General features: G+C 42.6%; 14 protein-coding genes and 1 pseudogene. 8 read left to right on the forward strand and 7 right to left on the reverse strand.

Annotated features, from left to right (window positions below):
• The first annotated feature begins 62 nt into the window (after window positions 1–62).
• The 3 genes from FCR06_RS15435 (at window position 63) to FCR06_RS15445 (ending at window position 2,286) form a co-directional block, all read left to right on the forward strand.
• Window positions 63–581 (forward strand): adenine phosphoribosyltransferase, encoded by a 519-nt coding sequence (locus tag FCR06_RS15435; protein WP_138501153.1) that lies wholly within the window; start codon window positions 63–65, stop codon window positions 579–581.
• A 136-nt stretch (window positions 582–717) separates the two neighbouring features.
• The gene (locus FCR06_RS15440) at window positions 718–1,770 is read left to right on the forward strand and encodes an ABC transporter permease (protein WP_223280152.1); all 1,053 of its coding nucleotides are present in this window, start codon (window positions 718–720) and stop codon (window positions 1,768–1,770) included.
• A gap of 234 nt (window positions 1,771–2,004) precedes the next feature.
• Complete coding sequence (locus FCR06_RS15445) at window positions 2,005–2,286, forward strand: hypothetical protein (protein WP_138501155.1); 282 nt, start codon at window positions 2,005–2,007, stop codon at window positions 2,284–2,286.
• Window positions 2,287–2,490: 204 nt separating this feature from the next.
• Here FCR06_RS15445 and FCR06_RS15450 read toward each other — a convergent pair.
• The 3 genes and pseudogenes from FCR06_RS15450 to purL form a co-directional block, all read right to left on the reverse strand.
• Window positions 2,491–3,057, reverse strand: a pseudogene (locus tag FCR06_RS15450) (Uma2 family endonuclease).
• 124 nt (window positions 3,058–3,181) lie between these two features.
• Complete coding sequence (purF, locus tag FCR06_RS15455; protein ID WP_138501157.1) at window positions 3,182–4,687, reverse strand: amidophosphoribosyltransferase; 1,506 nt, start codon at window positions 4,685–4,687, stop codon at window positions 3,182–3,184.
• Window positions 4,688–5,123: 436 nt separating this feature from the next.
• On the reverse strand, window positions 5,124–7,496 hold the full coding sequence (gene purL, locus FCR06_RS15460; RefSeq protein ID WP_138501159.1) for a phosphoribosylformylglycinamidine synthase subunit PurL: 2,373 nt from the start codon (window positions 7,494–7,496) through the stop codon (window positions 5,124–5,126).
• A gap of 276 nt (window positions 7,497–7,772) precedes the next feature.
• Here purL and FCR06_RS15465 point away from each other — a divergent pair, with 276 nt between their 5' ends.
• Window positions 7,773–9,503: a hypothetical protein gene (locus tag FCR06_RS15465; protein ID WP_138501161.1), complete on the forward strand. Its 1,731-nt coding sequence runs from the start codon at window positions 7,773–7,775 to the stop codon at window positions 9,501–9,503.
• A gap of 546 nt (window positions 9,504–10,049) precedes the next feature.
• Here FCR06_RS15465 and FCR06_RS15470 read toward each other — a convergent pair.
• On the reverse strand, window positions 10,050–10,535 hold the full coding sequence (locus FCR06_RS15470; RefSeq protein WP_138501163.1) for an allophycocyanin subunit alpha-B: 486 nt from the start codon (window positions 10,533–10,535) through the stop codon (window positions 10,050–10,052).
• 253 nt (window positions 10,536–10,788) lie between these two features.
• Here FCR06_RS15470 and rlmD point away from each other — a divergent pair, with 253 nt between their 5' ends.
• Both rlmD and FCR06_RS15480 read left to right on the forward strand, forming a co-directional pair.
• Complete coding sequence (gene rlmD, locus FCR06_RS15475) at window positions 10,789–12,162, forward strand: 23S rRNA (uracil(1939)-C(5))-methyltransferase RlmD (RefSeq protein WP_138501165.1); 1,374 nt, start codon at window positions 10,789–10,791, stop codon at window positions 12,160–12,162.
• Between the two features lie 424 nt (window positions 12,163–12,586).
• Window positions 12,587–13,036: an ATP-binding protein gene (locus FCR06_RS15480; RefSeq protein ID WP_138501167.1), complete on the forward strand. Its 450-nt coding sequence runs from the start codon at window positions 12,587–12,589 to the stop codon at window positions 13,034–13,036.
• Window positions 13,037–13,127: 91 nt separating this feature from the next.
• On the opposite strand, the gene FCR06_RS15485 is transcribed toward FCR06_RS15480, so the two are convergent.
• Window positions 13,128–13,409 carry a DUF6439 family protein gene (locus FCR06_RS15485; protein ID WP_138501169.1) on the reverse strand — a complete coding sequence of 94 codons (282 nt, stop codon included), beginning with the start codon at window positions 13,407–13,409 and terminating at the stop codon, window positions 13,128–13,130.
• Window positions 13,410–13,676: 267 nt separating this feature from the next.
• Here FCR06_RS15485 and FCR06_RS15490 point away from each other — a divergent pair, with 267 nt between their 5' ends.
• Both FCR06_RS15490 and asnS read left to right on the forward strand, forming a co-directional pair.
• Window positions 13,677–14,039, forward strand: a complete 363-nt coding sequence (locus tag FCR06_RS15490; protein ID WP_138501171.1) for a hypothetical protein — start codon at window positions 13,677–13,679, stop codon at window positions 14,037–14,039.
• A 2-nt stretch (window positions 14,040–14,041) separates the two neighbouring features.
• A complete protein-coding gene (gene asnS / locus FCR06_RS15495; RefSeq protein WP_138501173.1) occupies window positions 14,042–15,433 on the forward strand; it encodes an asparagine--tRNA ligase in 1,392 nt (463 codons plus the stop codon).
• 811 nt (window positions 15,434–16,244) lie between these two features.
• Here the strand turns inward: asnS and FCR06_RS15505 are convergent.
• On the reverse strand, window positions 16,245–16,922 hold the full coding sequence (locus FCR06_RS15505) for a response regulator transcription factor (RefSeq protein ID WP_012407592.1): 678 nt from the start codon (window positions 16,920–16,922) through the stop codon (window positions 16,245–16,247).
• Window positions 16,923–17,250: 328 nt separating this feature from the next.
• The gene (locus FCR06_RS15510) at window positions 17,251–17,724 is read right to left on the reverse strand and encodes a (2Fe-2S) ferredoxin domain-containing protein (RefSeq protein WP_223280153.1); all 474 of its coding nucleotides are present in this window, start codon (window positions 17,722–17,724) and stop codon (window positions 17,251–17,253) included.
• Between the last annotated feature and the right edge of the window lie 70 nt (window positions 17,725–17,794).

Below are 17,794 nucleotides of genomic sequence, written 5' to 3' on the forward strand. Positions count from 1 at the left end.
AACTCCTTACTTTCCTAATCCCCAATCCCTAATCTCTAATTCCTAACCCCTTAACCCATTTTATGGATTTGAAGTCTCTGATTCGTGACATCCCAGATTTCCCCAAACCTGGAATTTTATTTCGGGATATTACAACGCTGCTGCGCGACCCTGAAGGACTACGCTATACTATTGACTTTTTAACACAAAAATGCATTGAAGCTGAGATGAGGGTGGATTATGTCATTGGTATGGAGTCGAGGGGATTTATTTTTGGCTCACCTCTAGCTTATAAATTAGGAGTCGGTTTTATTCCCGTTCGCAAAAAAGGTAAGTTACCATCAGCAGTTCACTCAGTTGAGTATCAACTAGAGTATGGTATAGACTGCCTAGAAGTACATCAAGATGCTTTAGATGAAGGTAGCCGAGTTTTAATTGTGGACGATTTGATTGCCACCGGTGGAACTGCAAGTGCAACAGCAAACTTGGTGCAGAAGATTGGCTGCAATCTAGTAGGATTTGCGTTTATTATCGAGTTACGGGATTTAGAAGGGCGCAAGCATTTACCAAATGTGCCGATTATCACTTTAGTTGAATATTAAGTTATTTGTCGTTTGTCATTGATTATTTCTCTCCCTACGCCTTGTGCTTCTCTCCCTCATCTTTCTCTAGCTCCCCTGCTTCTTTTGTCAGTGACCATAAAGAATAATCCAACTGACAACGAATAACTAGCAAAATATGATGACAACTACAACAAAAATTTCTTTAGCAACGGGTTGGGATTGGCTGATTAGGCTAGTCACGAGTGAAACTTTTATATACGTAATCAAGCGGTTGTTGCAGGCGTTGCTAACTTTATTTTTAGCTTCAGCGCTATCGTTTTTAGTTATGCAACTTGCTCCAGGAGATTTTGTCACCCAATTAGAAGCAGATCCAAAAAAATCTAGAGACCAAATTAACGCCTTACGGAAATTTTGGGGCTTGGATAAATCGTGGGTAGAACAATATTGGTTTTGGTTGTGGAATATTGTGTCGAAAGGCGATTTTGGCCCAAGTTTTTCCTATAAACGCTCAGTAGTATCGCTGTTGTGGGAACGTGTTCCAGCAACCTTACTTTTAGCGATCGCTTCTTTGATTGTAACGTGGGCGATCGCTATTCCCTTAGGAATTATCGCCGCCATCAAGCAAAATCGTTCGGTTGACCGGATTTTACAAGTTATTAGTTACGCTGGGCAAGGATTTCCCAGTTTCATCACCGTTTTAGTGCTGCTTTTTTTTGCTCAAGTCACCTCGCCACTATTCCCAGTAGGTGATATGACTAGTATCAATCACTCAGAACTCAATTGGTTTGGTAAAATCCTTGATATTGCCTGGCACATGATTTTACCAACCATAGCTCTCTCGATTACTAGTTTTGCTGGTTTACAACGCATCACTCGCGGCGAATTATTAGATGTCCTGCGCCAAGATTACATCCAAACAGCTCGTGCTAAAGGATTACCAGAAAACCGAGTAATATATGTTCATGCTCTCCGCAACGCCATCAACCCTCTAATTACTCTATTGGGTTTCGAGTTAGCTAGTTTATTAGGCGGTGCATTCATTGCCGAACAATTCTTCAACTGGCCTGGTTTGGGAAGATTGACTTTACAAGCTGTAATGGCTCAAGATTTATATTTAGTCATGGCCAGTTTAGTAATGAGTGCAGTTTTGCTAATTATTGGTAATTTAATTGCTGACTTAATGCTTAAAGTTGCCGATCCGCGTATTCGTTTGGAAAATCTGAATTAGTTATTAGTCATTGGTAATTTGTCATCGGGTGAGCATTGAGTATGTTAAGACGATGGGGGACAGGGAGAATTGAGGATAAGGGAAAAGACTTGTTCCAAGTTGTCCTTATCTCACCTTGTCTTTCCACGCTTCCTCATTTCCCAGTTGATGAACGTACCCCTGCTCTTAAACAAGGCTGGGGGTAGCGTCTCCTAGAGAAGTCGAATCACATCTTCCTCATCCCCCACTCCTCCCATGTTGTCCGAAGTCTATTATCTGGTGCGCTCAAAAAGTGATGGTCGTTACCTGACAGCTCATCCCAATGTAGATGCATCAAGTTATCTGTTATTGTTTCGGGAAAACTTTGATGCTCTTAGTTATCTCAACACCCATGCAGCAGAAGTAGCAAATCGGTTTGCTATAGAATTGATTCCTGGTACACAGTTAGGAAGTTTGCTCAAACGTTGGGGTTTTACTGGTGTGGGCATTGTAACTGACCCGTTAGTGCCCAAAGTCGAGTTTTTACACCATAATTGAAAACATAATTGAAAACGAGTTCTTCCATCTTGAGGAAAACTAGTTACTCAGTTCAAGTTCTAGAAAATTGGTATAGGTTGAAATATTTTTTCTAAAATCAGAGGATTAATTTTTGCGAGCGCTGCAATCTGTCCATCAGCATAAACGGGAGTTTTTTGTATAGTCACCTTTGGACGCTGAATGTCAGAAAAAAGAAGGAATATATTAAGTAAATAAGGGTGCGATCGCACAACTAAAATTAGGCAATATGGGTGAACTTAACTCATCACCATTGAACAAGGTAGCAACTAACTTCAAACTTCCTTGTTCGCGCCGATAAACTTCTACTTGTTGTTTGTGCCAATCCACAACCCAATATTCTTTTACCCCCCGTAAAGAGTAGAGCTTCAGTTTAAGTTCCTTGTCCCGCTTTTAGTTCTCATTACTAAGAGATAGCACCTCTACCACTAGTTCTGGCGCACCAGTTAAATGCCCCACCTCGTCTAAAATTAGAGGCAATCTCTCATTACTAACCCAGACAACATTAGGAATCACATTATCATTCTCCCCAAAAATCACTCCTGGAGCAGGTACAACCTGTCCCAATGAAGTAACTTGTGATCAGGTATCCAAAAGAGCAATAATTCTTGCAGAGGCTTTTTGATGATTCCAGTGAAGCGCTCTAGTCACAAATAATTCCCCGTCAATAATTTCATAACGGTTCCCGTTATCCGCAAATAACTCTAAGTCAGCGGTAGTCCAGCACACTCTCTCAGATATCGGCTGGTTCATAAATTATTATTTGTTAATGTATTTACCTATTTTAGCCAGAGTGGGTATGGGGCATTGGGAGTGTGCAGACTGAGTTAAGAGTTGTTCTCCTGCTGTGCCCTCATCTCCCCATTACCTCATCTCCCTACACCACTACCTTTTCTTTTTCCAAAATCAACTTAGAACGCTTCACTTGTTCGGGAATCGTCACTGGATAATCTCCAGTAAAGCAGGCGGAACAAAAACTGTTAGTATCTTCTCCTGTGGCTATTAGCATTCCCTCCCAACTGAGATAAGCAAGGCTATCTACTTCGAGTTGCTTGGCAATTTCTTCTACTGATTTGGTGGCAGCAATTAGCTGGTCTTGAGAATCGGTATCGATACCATAAAAACATGGGTGAGTCACTGGCGGAGAAGAAATTCGCATATGTACTTCCGCAGCACCCGCCTCACGCAAAGTTTTCACCAGTTTCCGGCTAGTAGTACCGCGCACAATCGAGTCGTCTACGATGATCGCTCTTTTACCACGTAGCACATCTTTAAGAGGGTTAAGTTTCATGCGGATGCCCGATTCACGCATGGTTTGAGTTGGTTGAATAAAGGTTCGCCCGACGTAGCGATTTTTAATCAGTCCTTCCATGTAGGTGACACCAGAAGCTTGAGAAAATCCAATGGCAGCAGGGATACCTGAATCAGGAACACCAAAGACTATATCGGCATCTACAAAGGATTCTTTAGCTAGTTGCCGCCCTAATCGCATCCGGTAGCTATACAAACTCTCGTTGTGCATAATGCTATCAGGGCGGGCAAAGTAAATCATTTCAAAGACGCACAATTTGCGTTGGGGGTGTTGACTCCAGTGATAGGAAGCCAAACCTTCTTCGGTAATCCAAACTAATTCACCAGGTTCTACATCCCGCAGGTATTCAGCTCCAATTATGTCTAAACCACAAGTCTCGGAAGCCAAAACGTAACGTATGGGATTACCAGGCAAAGTGCCGATGACTAAAGGGCGAATACCGTTGGAGTCACGGACACCCATTAGACCATTGGGTGTGCCGATAACTAAACTAAAGGCTCCTTGGCAACGATGAAACGCCTTAATCGCACCTTCTAGCCAATCTGCACCTGCACTGATAGCTTGGGCGATCGCAAAAGCGATCATTTCTGAATCTGTTGTGGTGATTAAGTTGCATTTATTCTCCAACAACTCTTGACGCAATTGCACCGTATTGACTAAATTACCATTATGTGCTAATGCTAATGAACCTAAGCGAGTTTCRATCACAGCAGGTTGAGCATTAACTTTGCGGCTAGAACCAGTAGTGGAATAACGAGTATGACCAACAGCAAGACTACCAGGCAACTGTTCCAAAATCGATTCGTTAAAGACTTGAGATACTAAGCCCATATCTTTGTGGAGGTGGACTTTCGTACCCTCGAAGGTAGCAATACCAGCTGATTCTTGACCCCGGTGCTGGAGGGCATACAATCCAAAATAGCTTAGTTTCGCAACGTTTTCTCCTGGTGCATAAACACCAAAAACGCCGCAGGCTTCTTCTGGCTTGTCTGGATGATTTTCATAACTATCAATTGGGTTGTTGGTCTGGTTGGGGTATTCATCCGAAGTGACAGAATGAATAGAAATCATGCTAGCTTTGCTCCTGGTGGGGGGTCAATCAATTTTGGATTTTAGATTTCTGATCGCGTAGCGTTAGTCGGACTGCAAGTGTCTTTTGGATTGACCGCACCCTAGAACGAATGCGGCTTGATAATTTGAGATTTGTTTAACCTGCTAAAGACGGATGGTACATGAACCAGAAAAAGTACCCTCAATCCGTCTTGGAAAGTTCTGTTTGCCAGAAACTGAGGCTCAAACTTGATGCAAAATCTCAAATCCAAAATCTAGAATTTGGTGGTCGAGTCACTGGGATTATATCGATAGATAGTCGCAGAATTCTTAATAAATCTTTAACCGTCTATTAAAACAGTACCGTAATTTTGTTCACAAAGTTTAATAATTTCAAAGTCAGGAGTGAGGAGTTATCCTCTTGATTCTTAACTTGTGACTCTCAACTCCTCACTTCTCAACTAGGAGTAGTAGTTTTGAGGGAGAGACGCCTGACGATCGCCTGAGAATAACGAGCTTTCATCTGTTCAATATTAACTTTTATTAAGGCTTGGTTGTCAGTAGTTAAAACCCCCAAATCAGTGTTGGAGTTACCAACTATACCCAGTTTTTGCCAATGTTGAGCCAGATGTTCCTGTAAGTAGGATTCCCAAATTTCTTGTTGTTCTGGTGCGATAGAAACTACGATTCTGGCACCACCTTCAGCAAACAGCACCTCATCTAGTCGGTTTAACTGTGTTGGTGTAATTTCTAAATTGATTTGGGCACCACGATTGCCAGCAATGCAACATTCTGATAGTGCGATCACTATCCCCCCCTCAGCACAATCATGGGCAGAACGTACCCAACCATTACGAATTCCCTGACGACAAACTAGCTGTACGCGACGTTCCAAGTCAAAATCTACCTGTGGTGGTTTTCCAGCAACAGTACCGTGAATAGTAGCTAAATACTCCGATGCTCCCAAACTCAGTTGTGATCCTAAAGGCAATCCGAGAAGATAAATGACATCGCCTGCTGTTTGCCAAGCTTGACCACAAACTTTAGTGAAATCGGGAATCAAGCCCACCATACCAACAACAGGAGTAGGATAAATTGGTTGGGGAGTACCTTGGGAATCAAGGGTTTCATTATATAGAGAGACATTTCCACCTGTGACTGGTGTTGCCAATTCTCGACAACCTTCTGCTAAGCCGCGACAAGCTTGTGCCAATTGCCAGTAACCAATTGGTTTTTCTGGAGAGCCAAAATTTAGGTTATCTGTTACTGCTAGAGGTTCTGCACCTACACAGCTAAGATTGCGTGCGGCTTCTGCCACCACTGCCTTAGCTCCTTCATAGGGATCAAGATAAACATAACGAGAATTGCAATCTACAGTAGCTGCAACTGCTGATTTAAGATTTGGGTTTGGGAATTTTGGATTGAGGATTTCTTCGAGTGGGCGTAAGCGTACTACTGCCGCATCTGCACCACCTGGTAGAATTACGGTATTGTTTTGTACTTGATGGTCATATTGACGATATACCCAGCTTTTAGAAGCGATCGCTGGTGTATCGAGCAAAGTTAACAAAATATCATTCCAACTTTGTAGGTTTCCTTGGAGTTCGATGCCAGCAATTGTACAACTAGGTAAGGAATCAGCAGTCCATTCCCAAGCTTGACGGGCATATTCCGGTGGTTCTGTTAACAAGTCCCGCTGATAAAGCGGGGTATTTTCCGCCAAAGCCTCAGCCGGAATCTCTGCTGCTATTTTACCCTGGAAAAGAATCCGCACGATGGGTTGAGCAATCACTGAACCAGCGACAACAGCATGAAGTCCCCAGCGATGAAAAATGTTGATTAACTCCTGCTCACGCCCCTTGTGGGCAACGAACAGCATCCGTTCTTGAGATTCTGAAAGTAGGTATTCATAGGGAACCATTCCTAGCTCCCGTACAGGAATTTTATCTAAATCTAGTTCAATTCCTACACCACCTTTTGCCGCCATCTCTGATGTCGAACAAGTGATTCCGGCTGCTCCCATATCCTGGGCGGCGACAACTGCACCTGTTTTAAAAGCCTCCAAACAAGCTTCAATTAACGACTTTTCCAAAAAGGGATCGCCCACTTGCACCGCAGGACGGTCATCCATTGACTGTTGGGTCAATTCTGCACTGGCAAAACTCGCACCTCCCATACCATCGCGCCCGGTGGTCGAACCAACATACAATACAGGATTTCCTAAACCAGATGCCCCTGATTTGACAATTTCTGGCGTTTCCATCAACCCCAGCGCCATGACATTCACCAAGGGATTACCAGAGTAAGCAGGGTCAAAGTAAACTTCGCCGCCAACAGTGGGTACTCCTACACAATTACCATAATGAGAGATTCCTGCTACTACACCAGTAAATAACCTTTGAGTTTTGGCATCTTCTAGGGAACCAAAGCGCAGCGAGTTTAAGATGGCAATGGGACGCGCACCCATTGTAAAAATATCCCTGAGAATACCTCCTACTCCTGTAGCAGCTCCCTGAAAGGGTTCGACAGCTGAAGGGTGATTGTGGGATTCAATCTTAAAGGCTAGTTGCAGTCCGTCACCCAAATCTACAACACCAGCATTTTCACCAGGCCCCACGAGAATGCGATCGCCTTCGGTAGGAAACTGTTTGAGCAAAGGTCGAGAATTTTTATAACAGCAATGCTCCGACCACATTACCCCAAACATTCCCAGTTCGGCTTTGTTGGGATGACGTCCTAAACGACGGACAATTTCTGCGTATTCTTCTGGCTTTATACCTTCAGCAGTAATTTCTTCGGGGGAAAAGGGAGCAGGAGATGTGGCAGTCATGGAAATAATGCACCAATTGTACAGAGCATTATTCTATCGATTTACTTAACCTGTGGGCGCAACTTTAGGATAGTTCATGGCTATACGGTACAGTTGAGCTAAATAAATCTACTTACTTAAATAAGTATTGTAAACATCTAAAATCTAGATGAGAAATTCTCAAATGCTGCTAGTATGCCCTTATTTGTGTGCTGTTACTTATAAAGTAAGAAAATTTTCTTTTCTTGTAACGTGCATAAAACCGACCATACTAACTTAGTTGCAAGAATTTTAATCATGCCTAGACTTACCGTTCCACCTAATTTCATTGGCACCGCCAATGCCGATACTTTAATCGGAGAACAGTTAAATACATCACCCGCAATTGGTATTGATATTTTAACTGGAGGTTACATTCGTACACTTTCGGGAATAGACACGATCGCTGGCATCGCTACTGGCGATAACGGCCCTGAAGAGAGCAGCGACGGTGCTTCTGGGACAGGCATTGCTAACAGTGGCAGTATTAATGCAGGAGACGGAAACGATGCGATCGCTGGCACAGGTAACGGTGGCAGTGGCAGTGGCGGTCTCAACGACAGCGGCAATGGTGCTTTAGGGACAGGCATCGCTAACAGTGGCAATATTAATGCAGGAAATGGAAACGACGCGATCGCTGGCACAGGCAACGGTGGTACAGGTGGTTCGGGTGACTTCGGCGGCAATGGCGGTAATGCAATCGGTATCGCTAACACTGGCAATATTAATGTAGGAGATGGAAACGACGCGATCGCCGGCACAGGCAACGCTGGCACAGGTGGTGGGGGTTACGTGGGCGGTGATGGTGGTACTGGGACAGGCATCGTTAACAGTAGCAATATTAATACAGGCTCAGGAAAAGACACGATCACTGGCACAGGAAAGGGCGGCGACGGCGGCAGAGACGGCGGCGGTACCGGTATTGGAACTGGTATCACTAACAGTAAGCAACTGGATACTGGAGACGGAGATGACACGATCACTGGCACAGGTACTGGCGGCAKCGGTGCCGCTGGCGAGGGCGGCAGGAACGGCGCTACTGGAATCGGCATCGCTAACAGTGGCAGTATTAATACAGGCTCCGGAAAAGACGCGATCACTGGCATAGGAAAGGGCGGCGAAGGCGGCAGAGGATTTTTCAACGGCGGTGATGGCGGTACTGGAACTGGTATCACTAACAGTAAGAAACTGGATACTGGAGACGGAGAAGACACGATCACTGGCATCGGTACTGGCGGCAGCGGTGGCGAAAAGGGCAATAATGAGGAATTCGGCAATGGCGCCAACGGTGGTACTGGGACAGGCATCGCCAATAGTGGTAGCTTGAATACAGGAGACGCAAACGACACGATCATCGGCACAGGGAACGGCGGCAATAGTGGCATCAGTCCTAGTGGCCTCGGCGATGGTGGTGCTGGAATCGGCATCCAAAATACTAAAAATGCCACCATTACTACAAGATGCGGCAACGACACGATTATCGGTTATGGGAACAGTTCTGCAACAAACTCCACCGCCTATGGCATCGTCAACGATGGAGTGATTGATACTGACAAGGGTTCTGATATCCTTACTGGACAGGCTACTGCAACAATTGGTGGTACTGCTTATGGCATTTATGGACAAGGAATCATTAAGACTGGCAATGGCAATGACAAAATTATCGCCACCAGTACCCTAGATGGAGTTCAACAGAAAGTCTCTATTGGTGGCGGTATCAACATTGCTCTGGGCTGTGGAGATGATTACTTCAAAGGTTTCGGGGAAGCAACTGTTGATGGCGGGGACGGTTTTGACACCCTCGATCTCAGGGCTTTCAAGCGCTCTCAACTCATAGTGTCTAGTGTTGTTTCTGGCAATGCCCTAAAATCTGCCAATATCACTTTCAACAACAATGGAAACTCCATTAGCTTGTCTACCACTGGCTTTGAGAAATTTATCTTTGCAGATAGCTCTTTGTGCTACAGCACTTTGGCAAACGAGGCATAGGTTTGTTAATTCTTTGATCTCGTGTTTTAAACCCTGAGTGTCTAATTGCTGTTGTTTGCTCTTAAGCTGAAAAAGGATTTACCAGAACATATACTCTTAGCTACTAACTTGCATAAATTTACTGGAGCTCAGAGATTATTCGGATATATGCAGTTTAGCTCTAACAATCAAGTGACGACAATCACACTTACGTATGATTAAGATCGTCTMGCTGCAAGTGCCAGGTTGGCATAATTAAAGACAACTGAACTCTAGCCGAGTCATTAATAGGGAACACACTAGTTACCGACAGCCTTCATCAAGGACTGTCGGTTTTTTGTCGTTGGTCATTGGGCATTAGTTTTTTACTTCATCTTTCCATACCTGATGTCCAAATAAAATTTCCCCACAACTGGTTAGTAACTTGACAAAGATTTAGCCATAGTCACTATCAAAATGTGGGGAAGTTAAGATCGAGTTGATAATCTTATACCTATTGAGTGCTAAAACTTGACACTCACCCTAGTAGAGCAAAAGTATACTCATAGAATTAGCACGTACTTTGTACTAAGACATCGCTTGAATGATGTAATCAAAGTATGGTGAAGCTTGAGTCACATCTTCTGCACTCAGTAAGTCAAGAGCGGCTGTTTTAAGCGAATTAATCGCTTCTACCATTCCAGGTACAGGAACGCCCAATGAGTTGTACATTTCCCGCACACCAATCAAACCGATTTTTTCAATTGGCTCTTTGTCACCAGCAAGTACACCATAAGTGATTAGGCGTAAGTACCAGCCAAAATCACGGATACACAGAGAACGTTGACGTTCCCCATAAGCATTACCACCGGGAGAAATAAAGTCAGGACGCTTTTGCCAAAGTTGTTTGGTTGCTTCCTGAACTATTTTTTTTTCATTTTCAGCTAAGGTAGCAGCAATGCGTGTCCGTTGGACACCTGTTTGAAAAAAGTCTTTGATATTTTTAAGTTCGCCACTGCTGGGATAACGCAGTTCGTCGTCGGCTCTGAGAATAACTTGGCTAATTACAGTCATGATGATTGAAATCAACTTAAATATTATTTGCTAGTTTAGCGAGTCTGAGGTACACAAGTGAAGGGATGGGAGCTAGTTATGTATTGAATTTACACGTTTGGGTAAAGGATGAGGGAGATGAGGAGTGTGGAAAGATGGGGAGATAGGGAAAATAACTAACAGATCAATGACCAATAACAGATACTTCTCTACCAGAGGCTGCGCCAATGGCTTCTCTACGAGATACTACGCGAACGTTCAGTACAAGTGACAAATGACGAAAATAATTTGGCAACAAGGTGAATTAATTGAAGTGACCATCGCTGATTTAACTGATACTGGCGATGGTGTGGGACGTGGTAACGAACGTGTAGTGTTTGTCCCTGATACTGTACCAGGCGATCGCGCTCTTGTCCGCTTAGTACACGTTAAATCAAAATATGCCTATGCTAAGCTCCAGCAGCTATTGCAACCATCTCCCCATCGCATCCGCCCTGGTTGTATTGTGGCGGATAAATGTGGTGGTTGCCAATGGCAGCACATTAATTATGATTACCAGCTAACAGCTAAGCAAAATCAAGTTATCCAAGCTTTGGAACGCATTGGTGGTTTTACCCAACCACCAGTAGATCCGGTACTGGCTGCTGCTTCTGTTTTTGGCTATCGGAATAAATCTACCTATCCTCTGGGCAAATCGGCAACAGGACAGGTACAAGCTGGTTACTACCAAAAAGGTAGTCATCAATTAATTAACTTAAATCAATGTCCAGTCCAAGACCCGCGCTTAAATCCCATGCTTGCCGAAGTTAAGCAAGATATTCAACAGCGAAGTTGGCAAATTTATAACGAACAGCGCCACCTTGGGCAAATTCGCCATTTAAGTTTACGCATTGGCCGCCACACTGGAGAAATGTTGCTGACTTTGGTGGTCAAGGATTGGAATTTACCAGGAATTGAAAGCCAAGCCCACGAATGGTTAAACCGTTATCCCCAGCTAATGGGAGTCTGTTTGAATCGCAACTCTGATCGCACAAATGCTATCTTTGGATTAGAAACCCGTTGCATCGCTGGAGTCCCCCACCTGCGTGAAAAATTTGCTGGACTGGAATTTCAAGTCCGCCCAGATACATTTTTCCAAGTTTATACACAAACAGCAGAGGCACTATTGCAGGTAATTCAATCAGAACTCAATCTTCAAGGGGATGAATTCTTAGTTGATGCCTACTGTGGTATCGGCACTTTAACTTTGCCCCTCGCCAAACAAGTACGACAAGCTATAGGTTTAGAAGTGCAACAAGCAGCCGTGGAACAAGCTATTTTCAATGCCCAGCGCAATGAAATTAACAATGTGACATTCCAAGTCGGCGCAGTTGAGAAATTGCTGCCGAAAATGGGCACAATACCGGAAGTCGTAATACTCGATCCGCCACGTAAAGGATGTGCTCGCGCTGTTATAGACACTTTACGGCAGTTGAAACCATCTCGGATTGTTTACGTCAGCTGTAAAGTAGCCACCCTCGCCCGCGACCTGAAATTACTTTCTCAAGATGGGCAATATAAAATAGCACGGGTACAACCTGCTGATTTTTTTCCTCAGACTGCTCATGTGGAAGCTGCCGCCTTTCTTGTGCGATCGCATTTGGACTAAGAATGCTGACTCCTTTAAAAAAACTGAAATTTGAAATTTGTAGTTTAGTGCATATTAACAATGCTAAAATCGAATTAGGATAAAAATAGAAATTGATTTTGTTTAAAGAAATTCAAGTTGCATAGGCTCTTAAAAATATGAATGGGATTGTGTAAATTAAAAATCGGCAATAAATTTAGAGTATCCTAATATTCTATAAAATTCATAGCAGCTTTTTAAGTTGCTAATTCCATTAGCAAATCTATTTTGGCCATTATATATCCAAGCAATCCTAACTCATTTATAGAGTCAATGCTCCCTAGCATTTTCAAAATTTAGTTTTAAAGACGCAAGTTTGAAGGCAGCATGACCACCTCAATTTTTATCAGGGTGCCTGTGACACCAAACTGATGTCTAGCTAACTAAAAGCTATGGGGTTTCTCTAGTGATTACAATTTCGCTCCGTCCAGTTGGACGTTATTGGGGCACCATTAGTTTTGCCTCAACCCTCTATCTTTGTCCAATATTAGATTTATTGTTGGCAGAAATTCCAGCAAAGCTACAATCAGAACTACGTTTAGGGCTTCAAGAAGCCTTAGTGAATGCAGCTAAGCATGGCAATAATCTTGATCCGAGTAAAACGGTTATAGTCCGTTTTTCCTTAATAGATAATCAATATTGGTGGATAATTTCAGACCAGGGTAGCGGCTTTACTCCCTCACAGATTAGCGATGAAGAACCAACTGACTATTTGCCACCAGATGAAGCAGAAAGTGGCCGGGGTTTATGTCTTCTCCATCAAATTTTTGATCAGGTAGAGTGGAATCGCAAGGGCACAGAATTAAGGCTTTGTAAACAAATGGAAAATCGTCGAGGACTATCTCTGCGACGTTGAAAAAAGACGCTCTGAGGCAAACAATAGAAGACGCAAAAAATTGTTAAGGACATTCCCCGCGTCCCTATGTCTCCCCATCAGTGCGTCTTCTTCATTTATTGTTACCGTGAGTTGGACATGGAGGAGCAGAAATAGAACGATCTAGCCAACCAACTGCTTGTTCTAATCTAGGTTGAGCTTCTTGTGGCTGATTGTTCAAAAGATAAACAAGAGCTGCTGCTATTTGTTCATTGGCGCGAGAATTCCGGTTAGACTTGAGGCGATGCCAATCGTCAGGAGAGATACTCAGTCTTTGCATTAGGGCTTGGGCTAGTTCTAAAGTACTAAAATCATTCAGTTGAGTGGTTTTCGGCAGCTGGGTAGATTGAGACATAATTTGAAGTCCTTTGTCCTTTATAAATTGTCATTTATCCGATTTTACAAAGTTGAGGCAGTGGGTTGGCTCTTTTCGCCTAGTTAAAGGAACTGCCGTTGAGCCACTGCTCGACTAAAGTCTTTCTGCCCCTTGAGTAACCTTTGATAGTCCCAAAGCTGGCAAGAGATTTTGTGCTTTGTTAGCTTTGTCATTTGCTAATTGACTAATGACAAATGACCAATGACAAATGACAATTGACTTTTAATCTTAGTTTACTACTTGTAAATGAAGCCGGATCAAAAATCGCAACCATCAGGGGAAAATCCCGAACCAGATTTGTCACAAGAAATCGAACAAGTAGAGCGATCGCTCTTATCATTAAAAGAACGTTACCATCAAGTGGAAGGCGATCGCCAACAACAGGCACAATGGCAACAGCGCCGGGATCGACTCAAGCACAATAAATCTCAGACAGCCGAAATCAAAGCAGAGTTAAAGCAAATTCAACAGCAGTTAGAAATGCTAGAACTGAAATTAGAAAGCCAATTATTTTCTTGGCGTAGCCTCAAAAAACCTTTCTGGCAAGTCGTACGCTTTGGTGGAATGGGCGTTATCATAGGCTGGATATTAAAGTCTTATGCTGGGTAAATATGGTAAATCGACGGATTGGAGAAATATTGCGAAGTGGTCAACCTGATGAGTCCCTCGAAGTGCAAGGCTGGGTACGGACAAAGCGTGAATCGAAAGGGTTTGCTTTTATTGAAGTTAATGACGGCTCATCGTTAGCTAATTTGCAAGTCGTCATCAATCAGGATTTGCCAGATTACGAGACTATATTAAAAAAATTGAATACGGGTGCTGCTGTTGAAGTGACAGGGATACTGGTAGCTTCTCTTGGCAAAGGACAGCGAATTGAGTTGAAAGCCGAGACACTAGAAGTTTACGGAGAAGCCGATCCGGATACGTATCCCCTGCAAAAGAAGCGTCATTCCTTTGAGTTTTTGCGAACTATTGGACATTTGCGAGCGCGTACTAATTCTTTTGGTGCCGTTTTCCGCGTGAGAAATGCTTGCTCAACAGCAATTCACCAATTCTTTCAACAGAGAGGTTTTTTATGGGTACACACACCCATTATTACTGCTAGCGACTGTGAAGGCGCAGGCGAACTTTTTAGCGTTACAAGTTTTGATTTAAAAAATATTCCGCGCACAGAAAACCAAGCAGTAGATTACAGCCAAGACTTTTTTGCTAAACCGACATACTTAACAGTTAGCGGTCAGTTGGAAGCGGAAATCATGGCGATGGCGTTTAGCAATGTCTACACATTTGGCCCTACCTTCCGTGCAGAAAATTCCAATACTTCGCGTCACCTAGCAGAGTTTTGGATGGTTGAGCCAGAAATGGCTTTTTGTAATTTAGAAGGTGATATGGATTTAGCTGAGGCGTTTCTCAAACATATTTTTAAATATGTGTTGGAAACTTGTCCGGAAGATATGGAATTTTTTAATCAGCGCATAGATAATTCTGTGCTGGCAACTGCCGATAATATTATTAATAATCAATTTGAACGCTTAACTTATACAGAAGCGATCGCACTTTTAGAAAAAGCCGATGTCAAATTTGAATATCCTGTAACCTGGGGCTTGGATTTACAATCAGAACACGAACGTTACCTGGCTGAACAACTATTTAAAAAGCCAGTAATCGTCACAGATTATCCAGCGAAAATTAAAGCTTTTTATATGCGGTTAAACGACGATGAAAAAACTGTCCGTGCAATGGATATTCTTGCACCAAAAATTGGCGAAATTATTGGTGGTTCCCAGCGCGAAGAACGTTTAGAAGTTCTAGAACGTCGCGTAATAGCGCAAGGAATGAAGCCAGAGGATTTATGGTGGTATCTCGATTTGCGTCGTTACGGTACTGTTCCTCACGCTGGTTTCGGTTTGGGTTTTGAACGACTCGTGCAATTCATCACCGGAATGACAAATATTCGTGATGTAATACCCTTCCCGCGTACACCACAAAGTGCTGAGTTTTAGTTTGAGTTGAAAACCAAGGTGATTATAATTGTTTCTACACGAACAAAGTCCGTTTAGATGGACTAATAAAAACTTTGAAACCCGCAAATGCGGGTTTTGCTTGTATAGCACATAAACTTTAATCTTAATTAATTGAGTTGAAATAGATGGTCGCAGAATCAGTTGCAACAAAGGAGTAATGATATTGAAAAAAATACAATATCTATAACTGGTAAGGTAACTGAACTATCACCCCCAAACACTTTACATTTGATATTTTAAAGTTTGGAAAGAAAATTTATCAGTTCCCAAATCTATATAAAAAAGTAGAGGCACACTCATCGTTGTACCCCTCAAGATTGTTTATATTTAACTAGATTTAAAATGAATATAAAATAACTATTTACCTAGTTGCTACTAGATTATAGACAATTCTTCATCTTTATCTAAATTCCTGGTTTGCATTGAGTATCAAATAGAAACTTACATGGCAATTACAGATAGTTTAAATAATAGATGCACCCCAACTTCTATTTAGGTTCGCATTCCCAAAGATTTACATAAAGAACCAGTCATGAAATGACTGGTTTGTTACTATTTGTCACGGCCATCATTACTGATGCTCTGGTAAGCGTAAATGTGTCAGAATATAGCTGTTTAAACTTGGAACTAGAAAAACAACTTCTCAGATTGAAAACGCTTTAACCTACCCGAATGAACTGGATTTAGAAGTTTTGTAGCAATCCAATCTTGAAGAAGATGGTTGTTAAATTTAGTTATGAGTTAGGAGTTAAAAAATTCATAACTCTTAACTTTTAACTCCTAACTGGATTTAAGCCATTTGATTTTCAATTGCCCACCGCGCTAGTTCAGTGCGGTTATGGAGATTGGTTTTGCCCAACATATTGGACACATGGCTTTCAACCGTGCGCTGACTAACGTTTAGTTCTTCAGCAATTTCTCGGTTAGCTAAACCCCTAGCTACAAACTGGACTACTTTGAGTTCGGTTGGGGTTAACTGCACATCGAAGGGAACCTGGATACGGGAACCGTTTTCGCCTCCTTTTGCTTGGTGTTCTTTCCAACGGATAGTTTGTTTCAGTGAGGATTCAACTTGCGCTACGAGTTCTTCTGGTTCAAAGGGCTTGACCATATAAACATCAGCTCCTTTATTCAGACCCTTAACTCGGTCTGCACTTTGTCCCTTAGCTGAAAGGAAAAGAACCGGAATCCAGCTGGTGCGTTCGTTTTGCCGGACTTGTTCCACAAAAGTATATCCGTCCATTTCCGGCATCATCACATCGCAGATAATCATGTCTGGAACATCTTGCTCTAAAATTTCCAGAGCTTCACGTCCATTTTCGGCGGTGATGACTTCGTATCCCCGGAATTCTAAGTAATCCTTCACCAGCAAGATGAGGTTAGGGTCATCATCAATCAATAGAAGTCGTTTGTGATCTTTCATGCTGGGCTCTTTCATAGCAGTGGCACTTGTCGCGCTTCGGTCTATCAAGGTCTTGAATATTTATCCTCTATGGTGGGTAATGTGAGATGTGTCCTTTTTCCTACTTAACTTGCCTTTGCTGTCTCAAAGTCTCAAAAATGCCGAGCACTTTCAAGAGACTACTAGCTCGATAGCAAAAGTCCAGCAAGGATACGTATAGCAGTAGTATCTATAATGCGCTATTATATATCGCTTTGAAAGTGGCGAGTTAAAAAACACTGATTAAATAATAATCCTTCTGACTCACTAGTTAAGTATCGGCTTAAAGATGACCCTACCTCAAAACCAACCCGCACTTTCATAAAGCTTACTGCCATAACATATCCTTCGGTTGTTAAGCCTCTATGAGATGTTCACAAGAAACCAGGGAAGTTTCTGGCAAAGGATGGGTTAAAAATGCATATTTTTCTATCACCTTATTGCCTATTGAGTGTTCTTGGACGAGCTGCTCAATAACTTCCGGGTTTGCTTGGCGATACCAGACTCCATCACGGTAGACCACCATTATGGGTCTAGAACAATAAACCTGCAAGCAATTGGCTTTAGTTTTAAAGACGCAAATGGGATGACTTTCTTGCAGCTTAGGGAGTTTGAACTCTTGAAGTCGCTTTTTTAAGTATTCCCAAGATTCCAGACTAGCTCGTTTTGAGCAGCAGTTAGCAATTGTTTGATCAGCACAAATAAAAATATGTGGCTGAATTTTTGCCAATCCTAAACTTTTAACACAATTACTCAGGGCTTTATATTCAAGAGACTTTGTGGTTTTGGGGATTTGATAGCTTGTCTGGATCACCTTATTGTTACTCATCGAGCGGCTCCCTGATTACAGTTCTATAACAATTTCTAAGCTTTGCAAATAAAGTTTACTGAGAAGGGCA

The sequence above is a fragment of the Nostoc sp. PA-18-2419 genome (assembly GCF_005869855.1).
GTDB lineage: Bacteria > Cyanobacteriota > Cyanobacteriia > Cyanobacteriales > Nostocaceae > Nostoc.